We start from the raw sequence: 13,620 nt of genomic DNA on the forward strand, positions 1-13,620 counted from the left end.
ATTGTAGGTGAGGTTTTACACCTCGCTTTGGTAAAGTTAAGTTAGATGAGCGCGAAGTAAATTCGCATCGATAGGGTGTGTATATGTTGTAGGTAAGGTTTTACATCTCATTTCTAAAGGTCTTATAAACAAAAACCCCGATGGTACATTGTACCATCGGGTTTTTTTAATCGTTTTAGTAAACCTAAACTTTAAATTCGTCTACCGATAAGCGAAGCTCTTCGGCCAGTTTTGCTACTTCTGAACTTGAAATATTAGTTTGGTTTGCGCCTTCGGCTGTTTGCTCTGCGATGGCTACAATCGACTCAAGGCGTTCGCTAATTTCTTGCGCTACTTGTTGTTGCTCAAGTGCGGCAGTCGAAATTTCTTCACTTACATCGTGAGCTTGCGAAACCGCAAATGTAATTGAATCAAGAGCACTACTTGCTAGGTCTGTTTGCTCAACACACGATACCGCACGTTGCTTACCTTTACTCATTGCCGTTACTGCAGCTTCTGCGCCTGTTTGTAGAGACTCAATCATTGATTGTATCTCTTGGGTCGACTCTTGAGTTTTACTCGCTAGAGAGCGTACTTCGTCTGCTACAACAGCAAAGCCTCGGCCATATTCACCAGCACGTGCAGCTTCAATTGCGGCATTTAGTGCAAGCAGGTTAGTTTGATCCGCTATGCCGCGTATTACATCTAAAATGCTGCCTATTGATGCACTATCTTGGTGTAGTTTATTAATTACTTGAGAGGCGTCGTCTACTTCACGTGCTAACTGTTCTATCGTGGCTTTATTGTTATTCGAAATACCTTTAACGCGCTCAGCTTCTTTATCAGCATTTTTAATTTCGCTAAGTGCTTGTTGAGCGCTGTTGCTAACCGTTTGCGATGTACTGCTCATTTCGGTTGTTGCCGTGGCTGCTTGTTCAACTTGTGCTTGTTGATTACGAATTGCTTGGCTTGATTCTGCGGTAATTGCAGATGTTTGTTCTGATGCTGCAGCTAACTGAGTAGAGCGCGAAATAATGCCTTTAATTAGGCTGCGTAAGTTATCAATTAAGGTGTTACAACTTTTAGATAGTTCGCCAAATTCGTCTTTAGCGCTGTCGTCTAAGCGTTGTGTCATGTCGCCACTGGCAACAATATCTAAAATTCGGTTAACTTCAGCAAGTGGTTTAGTAATGCGGCTAACAGTAATAATAGCAATCGCTACAGCTAAAAGGGTGGCTATAATCATACCAACCCACGTCCATAAGTTTGCTGAGTCTACGTCGCTGCGTACGCCTTGCTGTAATTTAAAGGCAACGTCACTTGCTTGATTAACTAACTCATCAATTTGGTTAAGTGCCATTTTGGTGGCTTGCTCTGACTGGGCAAGCTCTGATTCTGTTAGCGTAATAGAGTCAATTAATCGTTTTTTGTTTGCAGCTAAACCACTACTACCTTTTATATTGTTTTCTAAAGTATCAACATTTTCTTTTAAGCTTGAGTATAAATCGCTGTGAGTTTGCTCAATAGCCGGTTTAATTAAGGCAATGGTACGTGTTACTTCTTCTAGGTAATAGGTTTGCTCGTTTTTAACAATATCGAGTGTATTAAGCGTTTTAACAGTTAGCATATCGGTGCTGTTACTTACCACCGACATAAAGTTATTTTCTAAATTGTTTGCGGCTTGATAAGCACGAGGGTGGTTTTGCTCAAAGCCATCTATATCAATAATATCGAGTACAACAGAATTGGCATCTTCTGCACTTAGCTCTATATTTTCTAATTGTGCTTTTAATGTTTTGTTTAATGCTAGCTGTTTGCTTTTATCTTCTAACAAGCTTTCAACTGTGCTTAAAAAGCTTAAGTAGGTTTTTTCTACATTTTGGCTACTTTGATTAAGCGTTGCATCATTTTTTACTACGTCTTGAAGTTCGCGATGAAGAGTATTGAATAACTGCTTTTGCTCAAGAACTTGTTTTTTAATGGGGGCAAGTTCATTTGCAGAGGTAGTGTAAAAACTCGCTTGAGCGGCTTTACTCATTAAAATAAATTCGGCTTGTAGTTCTGAGCTTTTATTTAGTGCTGGAAGTGATAGTTGGTTCACTTTTTGAGTAGAACGGTCAATATTTGCAATTTTTATTAAGGAGTTACCACCAATTATTAATAATAATAGTGTGATAAATATAAAACCACCCCAAATACGTTGGCTTACTGTCAGGTTCATAAGATTTCCACTCAAAAGTACTTCAATTAAGACTTATCGGCGTTTGTACCAATAAGTTAAGTAATTAAAATCAATTACTTTAACTAATTTTAACTATTAATTGATAAATCTAACAGATGTATTGTTTTTTTTCAGTTTATTTAGACGAAAGGTGGGATTTTTCGATAATTACTTTTTTAGTACTTAGCTCCATTAGTGTCATGGTGTTACCCCATACACAGCCTGTATCTAAGGCGTGAACCCGTGGATTACCTGTCCTACCTTCAAGCGCGGCCCAGTGGCCAAAAATAATATCGTGTTTAGTTTTAGCAATATTAGGATGGTTAAACCAAGGGGTTAGTGTTTGGCTATCGGTTATTGCACCCTTTGCATTAAGCTCGAGTTTGTTATCACTTGTTAAAAAGCGCATGCGGGTAAAATAGTTAACTATGTATCTAAACTTTGCAAAGTCATCAAGATTGCTTGACCACTGCTCCGGGTGAGGTTGATACATGTGTTCAAAAAACGCTTTAGCATTGTTTGATTGATAACAGCTTTGTGCAAATTGCGCTTGTTTTAGCGCGTAGTCAATAGACCAGTCGGGGTTTAATCCGGCGTGAGATATAAAGCAGTTATGTTTTATAAGCTCTAAGGCCAATGGTTGGGTTTGTAAAAAAGCGATGTAATGCGCGAATTTTGGGCTTTCAAATATTGGGTTTAGTTTATCTTTTGGGTTGGTAGGTTTGTTAAGAAAGTAGCAGGCAACCATGTGAAGGTCGTGATTGCCTAAAGTGATGGTCATGCTATTTTGATGTTGATAAATGTAGTCTAAGCAGGCTAGAGAGTCTGGCCCGCGGGCAACTATGTCGCCAACTAAATAAAGGTGATCTTTGCTTGGGTTAAAATCAACACGTTGCAAAAGGGTGTTAAATTCACTAAAACACCCTTGTAAATCACCTATCGCATAATCTGCCATTTAAGTGCTTAATGCAAAATGTTAGGACAAGCCAAACGAAACACATTAATAGGCGCCTGAAACTCAGAGCCAAATTCGTTGCGTAACGTGTAATGGCCTTGCATTGTGCCTACAGGTGTATCTAAAATTGCACCGCTGGTGTATTTATAGCTTTCGCCTGGGCCAATGTCTGGCATTTCGCCAACAACGCCTTCACCTTCTACTACTACTTCTTTGCCATTTGCATCGGTAATTAACCAATAGCGGCTCAGTAATTTTGCACTACATAAACTATGGTTTTTAATCGTTACTGAGTAAGCAAATACGTATTTTTCAAGCTCAGGTTGAGATTGACCTTCTACGTAAAATGTTTCTACAGATACCTTTACAGGCGATCCAATATTACTGCTTGTTGTCATAAATCCAGTTAGCTATATCAATAAATTGTTGTAAAGATAAGCGCTCAGCACGCAGCGTTATATCAATGCCAATGCTAGTAAGCTCTTCTGCAGTTAGTAAATTACCTAAACTGTTACGCAGTGTTTTACGGCGTTGATTAAAGGCTTCTAAACACACTGTGTTTAATATTTTAACGCTTTTTGCTGTACGTTGCTCTGGCTTTTTAGGTATTAAACGTATAACAGCAGAGTCAACTTTTGGCGCTGGTTTAAAGCACTCAGGTGGTACTTCAACAACCGGCATTGCATTACAGTAGTATTGAGTCATTACGCTTAAACGGCCAAATGTTTTACTACCTGGGCCTGCTACCATGCGTTTTACTACTTCTTTTTGAAGCATAAAGTGCATGTGCTCAATATGATCTGAAAATTCAAAAAGATGAAACAATAACGGTGTCGAAATATTGTAAGGTAGATTACCAAACACTTTTAATTTTTTGTCATCGCGAACCAAGCTTGCAAAGTCAAACGTCATTGCATCGCCTTGGTTAACGGTTAATTTAGGACCCAAAAATGGGTGTTCAATTAATCGTTGCGCTAAATCTTTATCTAATTCAACAACCGTTAAATGGCCGCTTAATTCGGCTACTGGCTCAGTAATTGCGCCAAGGCCGGGGCCAATTTCTACTAGGTTGTCTTCTGGTTTAGGATCGATCGCAGAGACTATTTTATCGATAATAGATTCATCAAATAAAAAGTTTTGCCCAAAACGCTTACGAGCGCGGTGTCCTAAATGTACTTTATCGGTCATTGATTTTGTGCTTTTTCTTGGGCGAGCTTAATTGCTTCGCGGATCGCTAATTCAAAACTGCCAACGTCAGCTGTACCAGTCCCTGCTAAATCGAGTGCAGTACCGTGGTCAACTGATGTGCGGATAAATGGTAAGCCAAGGGTAATATTTACCGATTTACCAAATCCCTTGTATTTTAGCACAGGTAATCCCTGATCGTGATACATAGCAAGCACTGCATCTGCTTCAGATAGGTATTTATCTTGAAATAAGGTATCGGCCGGTAGTGGGCCAATTAAATTCATACCTTCGCTTCTAAGTATCTCAAGCGTTGGCGTGATTGTTTCTATTTCTTCACGACCTAAATGGCCATCTTCACCGGCATGCGGATTTAAACCACACACTAAAATACGTGGTTTTTCTATACCAAACTTAGTTTGTAAGTCGTGATTTAAAATACCCGCTACTTTAGTTAAACGCTCAGGTGTAATGGCGCGCGATACATACGCTAGTGGAATATGCGTGGTTACAAGTGCAACGCGTAAGCCCTCTGTTGCAAGCATCATAACTACATCAGCAGTATTTGATTGCTGCGCAAAATACTCAGTGTGCCCACTAAACGAAATGCCTGCTTTGTTAATTATGCCTTTGTGAACCGGGCCCGTAACAACTGCATCGAAGGTGCCATCCATGTTTTTTTCGCTTGCTATACGCAAGGTATCTAACACGTATTGTCCGTTACCGTCGTTTAGTATGCCAAGTTCTACATCAACCCCTAAATCAACTTGATGAATATACAAGCTGCCAGCAGGTGCTGCGATGGCGGGGGCATTATCATCAAATTTAATTAAGTTTATTGTTAAGCCTAAATGTTTTGCACGCTCTTTTAATAGTTTGCCATCGGCAATCGCTATAAGTTGAACATCCCACGCTTGCTGAGCAAGCGTGAGTAGCAAATCTGGGCCAATACCGGCGGGTTCACCCGGTGTAATAGCAATTCTTAAGGTCATATTTATTGGTCTGCTGTGAAAATTTCAACGTGAGCTTGCTCGCGCATTTCTTGCTGCCAGTTAAAACTTTCTTCCTTAAATTTACGGTTAAACAACATACCGTGAGCACGGTTACGTTTGGCTAGCTCAGTTTTATCAGCTACACGTTTACCAAGTAACTGCACAATATGCCAACCAAACTGTGTTCTAAACGGTTCGCTTATTTCGTCTTGCTTAAGAGAAAGCAAAGTATCTTTAAACGCAGGTACGTAGGTAGTTGGATCTGTCCAATCGTACTCGCCACCTTTAAGTGCAGAGCCTGGATCTTCTGAGTACTCTTTAGCTAACTTTCCAAAGTCGGCAGTTCCTGCGCGTAAGTCTTTTGCAAAGCCTGCAAGCATTGAGCGTGCTTTTTCTTCACTTAAAATAATTGAAGGTTTAATTAGTATATGGCGTGAGCGCACTTCTGTTGTTTCTACAACTTGTAGGCCACGAACATCTTGTACTTTAATGATATGAAAACCAGCACCAGAGCGAAGAGGGCCAACAATAGCGCCTTTCTTTTGGCCTTTTACTGCTTCAGCAAAAAGCGATGGCATTTCGTTAATGCCCATGTAACCAAGCTGTCCGCCTTCAAGTGCTTTAGAGCCGCTTGATGATGAAATAGCAATACGCTTAAACTCTTGGCCATCGTTTAATAGCTCAATAACTTTATCGGCACGTGTTTTTGCGCCAGCAATTTCGTCAGCGTTCGCATCGTTAGGGATATCTATTAAAATATGACCAATGTCGTACTCTTCAGCACTTTGGCCTTGGGTTTCCATAATTTTTAAAAGGTTATCAACTTCTTGCTCGCTAATATAAATACGGCGATCGACACTTGCACGTGTTACTTGCTGCGTTGTAATTTCTTTACGAATTTCTTCACGGTAAGCTTGAAAGCTTTCGCCCGAACCTTCAATAGTACGGCGTAAATCGGCAATTGTACCGCCTTGCTCTTGTGCCATGCTAGCAAGAGTTTGATCGAGTTGACTGTCTGAGATTTGTAACCCCATACGGTCAGCCATTTGTATCATAAGGGCTTGATTTACTAAACGCTCAACGGCTTGTACACGAAGAGTTTCATCTTTTGGTAATTGCTGGTTTTGTTCTTCGGCTTGCTTTTTAACACGATTAATAATGGTGTCTACTTCGCTTTTTAAAATTACGCCTTGGTTTACAACGCCAATAACTTTATCTATTTCTACTGGTGCGGCCATTGCACTTTGACAAAGGCTGGCACTTAAAACTGCTGATGTTAATAATTTTTTTAAATTCATATTCTTTTTACTACTCTTGCTGATAGTACTCTAGTTACTAAGAAAATACGGTCTACGATAGCCAAAAATACCTTGTTGTAATAATTTTTGTGCATCATAACGGCTTTTACTGCCAAGTCCTTTTAATACAAAATTCAAACTAATACCTGAATCAAAAGTTGCTTGTTCTTGGCCTATTGATTGATTTAAATCTGTTTCAATTTGGCGGTGCCCAGTAATTTGGATAGCCCAACAGCATGATTCATACTGTAATCCGCTCAATACTTCGATACTTCTGTTGTTTTCAAGATCTCGATGATAGCTTGCAATAAATTGCCATTCGTCGCTAATAGGAATACTTGTAAATACACCTGCTTGCTCGATTGTATTTCCTGAGACATCATTTGCATAGCGATGGTTCAATTGTACTAGCTGATTATTATCACCTTTATAATCAAGTGTTACATTTGACTGTACCATTTGCTTGCCATCTGTATCGTATTGAATACCTCCAGCGAGGTACCAACGGCGGTGCCAATGTAACATGGTTTGAGCTGCAAATAGTGCATTATAATTAGTGTCTGAGTTCAAGCCTTGCTCTGTTGGCTTGGCATCGTCACTTAAATAAAATATTTGGCCGGCACTAAAATTAAATACTTCTTCTTGTTTTTTATCAAATAGGCGCGTTGTAGCACCTAAAGTAAACTGATTCGCTGCTGCTATGCGGTCAACACCCGAAAAGCGCACGTCTCTAAATAAACCATAATAATCGTCTTGTAGCTTGGTTGTATCAAACAAGCCAATGTCTGACTGGTCTTTATTAGGTGTATATAAATATTGAATTTGCGGCTCTAGCGTTTGTATAGCATCTTCAAAAAAGTAAGATGCGTCGCGCTCAAAATTAAGCTGAGAATACAAACGTACTTTAGGAATAGTACGCGATACGGTATCGCTGTATTGCGTGCCTGTTAAGTTTCCGCTTTGCTTATAATTAGTTTGCAATAAGCTCACTTCAGATAAAAATGACCACGCATGCGTTGCGTAGTTGTAGCGGGCTTTTGGCTCTACGTGTACACGAGTTGCGCTGTCTATGGCCACTTCTGATGAATCATTAGTAAAATGGCTAATTTCACCTGACACACTAAAGTCAAAATTATCAAAACGCCAAGGCGCAGTTTGCGTAAAATTAACTTGTGGTATTGCAGTGTATGACTCTAAGTGATCGCCCAATACTTCAAAGTTTTGTACTTTAATATCGGTGCGCCATGTATCACCCAAATGAGTAAGTGAACCGGTACGATACAACTGAGTATCTGTTTTACTTGCGTAATTTGAGCTTAAATCGGTGATGTAGTTATCATCGCTTACATTGGTTACATCAACGTTTGCACGCCAGTTTTCACCTAGGTAGCTTTGTTGTTGCCAATGAAACATGTAGCGTTCATTCAAATCTGGCTCAGAATCATCACTATCTAAATATTCAATTCCTACTAAGCCTTCATGTTGCTCTGTTAGGTATCTAAATTCGGTTTGTAATTGTAGCCCTTTGTTAGACATATAACGAGGCGTAATAGTGGCATCAAAATTAGGTGCAATATTTAAATAGTACGGCGTAATTGTTTCAAGGCCGTATTTATCAGAGCTTGAAATAGTCGGGGTAAGTAAACCCGATTTACGGCGCTCATCTAGCGGAAATGTAAAATAAGGTAAATATAAAACCGGTGTATCGAGAATACGTAATACGGCGTTATATGTTTCGCCCCAGCCTTCTTCGCGTGAAAGGTTTATTTCGTCAGCTTCAATTTCCCACACTGGGGTGTCACTAGGGCAAGTAGTAAAGCTTGCATTCATGAGTAATAGGCCAGACTGATTAACAGTGAGCTTTTCAGCGCCGCCTTTACCTTGTTGTTCGGTTAGGCTGTAGTCGGCGCCTAACAAACTGACTTCTGAATTATTTAAATCGGCATTTAATCCGGTGCTGTTTACTTTACTTACGTAATCTTGATAAGTAATTGGCCCCGTTGCATTTAATAAACCACGCTGTTTGTCTATCAACGCAGTTTGTGCGGACAAACTCATCTTAAGGGTGTTAATATCAACATTGCCGGTAAATTCAGCGCTTTGAGTGCCAAGTAGCTCAACATCATCAGCTTGAATATCAACTTCACCAAGGTTAAGGCCTTCAAGTGGTTGCCAAGCTCTGGTTTGCATTGAAATGCCACAAAGGTTGTGTGCCAGTTCAGTTTCGGCAAGCGATGGTGCGCTAACTACGCTTAGCATCAATATGCCCCAGGTTTTGCTCATTTATCGACCTTAATACTGTGTGTTTAATATAATATACACATAATAAAGGAAAATAATGGCAATTACAGTAATTGACCTAATTAACTTAGTGAAAAATAGATATCTTATAAAATGACACGCTTTGAGAATTTACAACAATTTATAAACATACACCTTAATGCCAAGTCGCATACTTTAAACGCGATCACAGGTGATGCTAGCTTTCGCCGTTATTACCGTTTAAATCACGATAATAAGTATTTAATAGTGATGGACTCAGATCCAAAAAAAGTAAATAACGAACCTTACATTTCGCTAAATCAGGTGTTTGTTGAGCAAGGTTTTTTACTTCCTACTATTATTGCAAGTGATGAGAAACAAGGCTTTTTTGTTCTTAGTGATTTAGGGAGTACGCACCTAGCCGATATGCTTGGTGATGCAAACCGCATCGAGCACTATCAAGCGCTAATTAGTTTAAGTGCTCAATGGGCTAAAACGCCGGCAGCTTCTGCTATGCAAGCGTATAACGAAGATTTTATAACACTAGAACTTGATATATTTAGCCAGTGGTTAGTGAATGACTTTATTAATGAGCCACTAAGCGCAGAGCAAAACGTAATGTGGCAAACAAGTTCAGAGCTATTAATAAAGGCCATGCGTGAGCAACCCACTGTTACCGTTCATCGCGATTATCATAGCCGTAATATTATGAACAGTAACGGCCAGTGGGCAATTATAGATTATCAAGATGCTGTACGCGGGCCGCTTTGCTACGATTTAGTATCGCTACTACGCGATTGCTACTTTAAACTGCCTCAAAAAGAGTTAACAAGCTTGCTTGATTTTGCTTATCAAGAATTTACGGCTCAAAATTTACTGGCTGACACTCCATTCGATGAGTTTAAATATTGGTTTGATTTAACCGGGTTACAGCGCCACTTAAAAGCTGCGGGTATATTTTGTCGATTATATTTGCGCGATGGTAAAACAGGTTATTTAGATAATATTTTACCGACGCTTGATTACATTATTGAAGTAGCGGCAAATTACCCAGAGCTTAAAGCATTGAGTGAGTGGACAAAAAATATCATAGTGCCAAAAGTGACTGAAAAGTTGGCAAAGGAGCGCTCATGAAAGCGATGATTTTAGCTGCAGGGCGCGGACAACGTATGATGCCGCTCACGCAAAATATGCCAAAGCCAATGTTAAAAGTGGCACAAAAACCACTTATTGAGCACCATATAAATAACCTTAAAGCTGCCGGCATTACCGATATTGTAATAAACCTTGCGTGGCAGGGTGATAAAATAAAAGACTACTTTAAAGATGGCAGTCAATTTGGCGTAAATATACTTTATAGCCAAGAAGTTGAAGGTGGCCTTGAAACGGCCGGCGGTATTATTGAAGCGTTACCGTTGTTGGGTGGCTCGTTCATTGTAGTAAATGGCGATGTATACACCGACTATGGTGTAAGTTCGCTAATGCAACTTCATTTACAACCCGGTGAGGCGCACATAGTGCTTATAGAAAACCCGCCACACAATCCAGATGGCGACTTTGCATTGAGCCATTTATCGGCCGAGAGTCAAAAATATACCTTTTCGGGGATTGGCCGGTATCAGGCTGATTTTTTTAAAGGATTAACGCAAGGTATTCGCCCTTTAGGGCCTATTTTACGTGAAAAGCTAAATGAACATTTAGTCTCTACTGAGCTCTATATAGGGCAGTGGGATGATATTGGTACACCAGAGCGTTTAAACCAATTAAACAAGCGCCTTGAGGCGTAACAACTCAATTTTTAAGAAGGCAGTATTATAGATGTGGGGAAAAATTCTCGGTTTTTGTTTTGGCTTTATGTTTGGCAAAATATTTGGTGCCATTTTAGGTTTATACCTAGGTCATTTATTTGATAAAAGCTTAAAAAATAACTTTGATAAAGCAGGCGGCTTTTCTAGCTTATTTAGTGGTGACGATGTTCACGAGCGCCAAGCTTTATTCTTTTCAAGCTGCTTTGCTGTCATGGGGCACATTGCAAAATCGAACGGTCGAGTCAGCGAAGTACATATAAAAGCGGCTAACTTGTTTATGGATGAAATGGGCTTAAAGGGCGAAGAACGCCGCGAAGCACAACATGCATTTCAGTCAGGTAAAGAGAGCGACTTTTCACTTAAAGAAACAGTACACGATTTTAAAGAACGCTTTGCTAAACGAAACGATCTAATACAGTTGTTTTTAGAAATACAAATTCAAATGGCGTTTTCTGACGGGGTATTAGCCGAACAAGAAAAGCAATTATTAGCAGAAGTAAGTAAACAGCTAGGCATTTCTAAAACACACTTTGCATTTGTATTAAAGCGCTACCAAGCAGAGTTTAACTTTAGAAAGCAACAACAGCGCTTTAATCAGCAGCAACAAAACCAAGGTCAAAGTAGTAGTTACCGTGAAGGTTCTGGCCACCATGTACCGCCAAATAATAATATGAACCGTGCGCAAGCATTGGCGTTATTAGGCTTAAGTAGCGATGCAACGCAGCGTGATATAAAAGTAGCGTACCGTAAACTTATGTCGCAACATCATCCAGATAAATTAGTATCGCAAGGTTTACCAAAGCACATGATGGAACTGGCTGTTAAAAAGAGCCAAGATATTCAAGCTGCTTATGAGTATTTAAAAAAGTCGGCGTAAAAAACCGTCTATTTCTTTTGTTAGGCGTGCGTGTTGATCGGGTTGATCGCGCAGGCCAAACAACTGGCGTTGGCGGTAATCAAATTTTGCATTTCGGTCAACCCAGCGCTGACGATTTTTAAGGCTCATTAAAATGTCTGTGCTGTCATTTGCATAGTAAATATCAAGTAAGGCGGGTGTAACAAGTGATGCTGTTTGGCTCAAGCTTTCGTTACGCTTGGTATTAGGTAAGTAACTACTTAAACTGATAAATGCCTCAACTCTCTCGTCCGGAAAATCTGCATAGTACTCCAACAACACACCCGCACTCGTGCCTTGTGCTATAACCACTATATTATTCGAATCTTCCATAGCGGTTTGATACAGCGCATTAAAGCGAGAAATGAGATTTATTTTATAGTTATCAAGTATGTCGTCGGTTACTTTTTCAATTGCATTAACGTAATGAGGTTCTTCTTTTATTTTTGCAGGCTGCGGTTGTGCGTTTGCTGTTGTGTCGGATGATGCAGGTTCCTCGGCGTTACTCGGCGCAGCTTCGGTTTCGCTGGGCGTTGTTTTTGCCATTTTACTAGTTTGCCAATCAATGTCGGGCACTGTCATTGCGTAGGTGCTGTAACCTAAATTATTAAGCTCTTTGCGCAAGTAGCTCATACCTGAATTATTGGTAGGTGAAGAGTGCCAATCGGGTATAAGTATTACGATACCTCTAAAATTACTACTCATATACTCGCTGTAAAGGCTTAAAAATTCTGTTTCACCCGCCAATATAGGCTTTATTTCATCGCTTGGAAGTAGTCGCTCAATGTCGCTATTTTCAATGCTTGATAGATTAGGTGGAGCAATATGTTCAGCCGCGCTGATGGGGTTAGCTAAAAGTAGGGCACAGCTGAGCTGTATATAAAAAGCCCCTTTTAAAAACCGTGTAAATAGCATAACGCACCTAACTAATGACAATTAGTTAGGTATCGGCAAGGTTATCTAAAAGTTTAATGTATAGAGCGAATTAGCTAGTAAATTTAAACCTGTTAAAACTCTAATTCGGCTTCAAAAGTAAGTACTTGCTCAGTTACAGGGTGCTTTAATTGCAGCATTTGTGCATGTAATTGTAAGCGAGGAGCGGCAGCAAGTGCCTCTTTGTGGGCGTAAAGTCTATCACCTAAAATAGGATGACCAAGGCTTAACATATGCACACGTAGTTGATGCGAGCGACCAGTGATGGGAGTTAGCTCTACACGGGTTGCATTTTCTTCACGCTCAAGTATTTTGAAATGCGTAAGCGAAGGTTTACCTCTGTCGTGATCAACCATTTGTTTTGGGCGATTAGGCCAATCACAAATAAGGGGTAAATCTACTGATCCTGTTTCAGCTTCAAGTTGTCCGTATACACGTGCTATGTAACGTTTAGCTGTTTCGCGCTCTTGAAACTGCATACTTAAATGTCTGTGTGCTGCTTTATTCATGGCAAGGCACAGTATGCCAGAAGTCGCCATATCTAAGCGGTGCACTATTCTTGCTGTTGGAAAAACACGATTAACACGATTAATTAAGCTGTCGGCATGTTTAGGATCTTTACCTGGGACAGTTAATAACTCACTTGGTTTATTAACTAGCAGTAAGTCGTCATCCTGAAAAAGTATTGTTAAATACGGGCTCATAGGGGGATTGTAGTTAACTAACACGGCCGACCTTAGTAATTTTGAAGGGCACTATTTTAGTGGAGCAAGGGAATAGGCTCAAGTAAAAGTTTGGCTATATTGTTTTAGTTAGGGCGTGTTGAACGTTGGTGGTTGAATTTGCAGTAGTATGTTTGGTTTTTAGGCAAGGCAGAGCCTATGTAGTGTGGTTATTCCCCATAATTAGGCGATAACGCAGCATAAATGCCAAACATGCTCTGCCCTTTGGGTTCTTTCTAGGGGCGATTAACTCTTTGTTGCTCGATTTTTACTTAGCCCACTAGGTTACAAACCTCGCGCCGCGATTAAATCGCCCCTAGATTGAACAAATTTCAATCCACAAAGTTCAACACGCCCTAGTATATCCAAA

General features: G+C 40.1%; 12 protein-coding genes. 3 read left to right on the forward strand and 9 right to left on the reverse strand.

Annotation, left to right across the window (positions count from 1 at the left end):
- Positions 1–184 precede the first annotated feature (184 nt).
- The 7 genes from I6E72_RS09635 to lptD form a co-directional block, all read right to left on the reverse strand.
- Complete coding sequence (locus I6E72_RS09635) at positions 185–2,200, reverse strand: methyl-accepting chemotaxis protein (RefSeq protein WP_101163650.1); 2,016 nt, start codon at positions 2,198–2,200, stop codon at positions 185–187.
- Positions 2,201–2,336: 136 nt separating this feature from the next.
- Positions 2,337–3,155, reverse strand: coding sequence for a symmetrical bis(5'-nucleosyl)-tetraphosphatase (locus I6E72_RS09640; RefSeq protein WP_197112109.1), 819 nt, complete (start codon positions 3,153–3,155; stop codon positions 2,337–2,339).
- Between the two features lie 8 nt (positions 3,156–3,163).
- A complete protein-coding gene (apaG, locus tag I6E72_RS09645) occupies positions 3,164–3,553 on the reverse strand; it encodes a Co2+/Mg2+ efflux protein ApaG (RefSeq protein ID WP_007585091.1) in 390 nt (129 codons plus the stop codon).
- On the reverse strand, positions 3,537–4,343 hold the full coding sequence (rsmA, locus tag I6E72_RS09650; protein WP_007585090.1) for a 16S rRNA (adenine(1518)-N(6)/adenine(1519)-N(6))-dimethyltransferase RsmA: 807 nt from the start codon (positions 4,341–4,343) through the stop codon (positions 3,537–3,539). Before rsmA ends, apaG begins: the two co-directional genes overlap by 17 nt.
- Positions 4,340–5,332 (reverse strand): 4-hydroxythreonine-4-phosphate dehydrogenase PdxA, encoded by a 993-nt coding sequence (pdxA, locus tag I6E72_RS09655; protein WP_197112111.1) that lies wholly within the window; start codon positions 5,330–5,332, stop codon positions 4,340–4,342. Before pdxA ends, rsmA begins: the two co-directional genes overlap by 4 nt.
- Positions 5,333–5,334: 2 nt before the next feature.
- Positions 5,335–6,630 (reverse strand): peptidylprolyl isomerase SurA, encoded by a 1,296-nt coding sequence (surA, locus tag I6E72_RS09660; protein ID WP_197103619.1) that lies wholly within the window; start codon positions 6,628–6,630, stop codon positions 5,335–5,337.
- A gap of 30 nt (positions 6,631–6,660) precedes the next feature.
- Complete coding sequence (lptD, locus tag I6E72_RS09665) at positions 6,661–8,913, reverse strand: LPS assembly protein LptD (RefSeq protein ID WP_024589798.1); 2,253 nt, start codon at positions 8,911–8,913, stop codon at positions 6,661–6,663.
- A 111-nt stretch (positions 8,914–9,024) separates the two neighbouring features.
- Here lptD and I6E72_RS09670 point away from each other — a divergent pair, with 111 nt between their 5' ends.
- The 3 genes from I6E72_RS09670 to djlA are packed head-to-tail and all read left to right on the forward strand — an operon-like array spanning position 9,025 to position 11,577.
- Positions 9,025–10,026 carry an aminoglycoside phosphotransferase family protein gene (locus I6E72_RS09670; protein WP_197112113.1) on the forward strand — a complete coding sequence of 334 codons (1,002 nt, stop codon included), beginning with the start codon at positions 9,025–9,027 and terminating at the stop codon, positions 10,024–10,026.
- A complete protein-coding gene (gene murU / locus I6E72_RS09675; RefSeq protein WP_197112115.1) occupies positions 10,023–10,679 on the forward strand; it encodes an N-acetylmuramate alpha-1-phosphate uridylyltransferase MurU in 657 nt (218 codons plus the stop codon). Before I6E72_RS09670 ends, murU begins: the two co-directional genes overlap by 4 nt.
- Before the next feature lie 31 nt (positions 10,680–10,710).
- Positions 10,711–11,577 carry a co-chaperone DjlA gene (djlA, locus tag I6E72_RS09680; RefSeq protein WP_007585079.1) on the forward strand — a complete coding sequence of 289 codons (867 nt, stop codon included), beginning with the start codon at positions 10,711–10,713 and terminating at the stop codon, positions 11,575–11,577.
- Here djlA and I6E72_RS09685 read toward each other — a convergent pair.
- Together I6E72_RS09685 and rluA are read right to left on the reverse strand one after the other, a co-directional pair.
- A complete protein-coding gene (locus I6E72_RS09685; RefSeq protein WP_197112117.1) occupies positions 11,560–12,510 on the reverse strand; it encodes a DUF3530 family protein in 951 nt (316 codons plus the stop codon). The two genes, djlA and I6E72_RS09685, sit on opposite strands and share 18 nt — an antisense overlap.
- A gap of 92 nt (positions 12,511–12,602) precedes the next feature.
- The gene (gene rluA / locus I6E72_RS09690) at positions 12,603–13,256 is read right to left on the reverse strand and encodes a bifunctional tRNA pseudouridine(32) synthase/23S rRNA pseudouridine(746) synthase RluA (RefSeq protein ID WP_197112119.1); all 654 of its coding nucleotides are present in this window, start codon (positions 13,254–13,256) and stop codon (positions 12,603–12,605) included.
- Positions 13,257–13,620 lie beyond the last annotated feature (364 nt).

The sequence above is a fragment of the Pseudoalteromonas sp. NSLLW24 genome (assembly GCF_015864725.1).
Lineage (GTDB): Bacteria > Pseudomonadota > Gammaproteobacteria > Enterobacterales > Alteromonadaceae > Pseudoalteromonas > Pseudoalteromonas arctica.

Excerpts from the sequence above, each read along its gene's own strand:
- surA (WP_197103619.1), bottom strand. The coding sequence starts at position 6,630 with ATGAATTTAAAAAAATTATTAACATCAGCAGTTTTAAGTGCCAGCCTT.
- murU (WP_197112115.1), top strand. The coding sequence starts at position 10,023 with ATGAAAGCGATGATTTTAGCTGCAGGGCGCGGACAACGTATGATGCCG.
- I6E72_RS09670 (WP_197112113.1), top strand. The coding sequence starts at position 9,025 with ATGACACGCTTTGAGAATTTACAACAATTTATAAACATACACCTTAAT.
- lptD (WP_024589798.1), bottom strand. The coding sequence starts at position 8,913 with ATGAGCAAAACCTGGGGCATATTGATGCTAAGCGTAGTTAGCGCACCA.
- djlA (WP_007585079.1), top strand. The coding sequence starts at position 10,711 with ATGTGGGGAAAAATTCTCGGTTTTTGTTTTGGCTTTATGTTTGGCAAA.
- pdxA (WP_197112111.1), bottom strand. The coding sequence starts at position 5,332 with ATGACCTTAAGAATTGCTATTACACCGGGTGAACCCGCCGGTATTGGC.
- I6E72_RS09635 (WP_101163650.1), bottom strand. The coding sequence starts at position 2,200 with ATGAACCTGACAGTAAGCCAACGTATTTGGGGTGGTTTTATATTTATC.
- rsmA (WP_007585090.1), bottom strand. The coding sequence starts at position 4,343 with ATGACCGATAAAGTACATTTAGGACACCGCGCTCGTAAGCGTTTTGGG.
- I6E72_RS09640 (WP_197112109.1), bottom strand. The coding sequence starts at position 3,155 with ATGGCAGATTATGCGATAGGTGATTTACAAGGGTGTTTTAGTGAATTT.
- apaG (WP_007585091.1), bottom strand. The coding sequence starts at position 3,553 with ATGACAACAAGCAGTAATATTGGATCGCCTGTAAAGGTATCTGTAGAA.
- I6E72_RS09685 (WP_197112117.1), bottom strand. The coding sequence starts at position 12,510 with ATGCTATTTACACGGTTTTTAAAAGGGGCTTTTTATATACAGCTCAGC.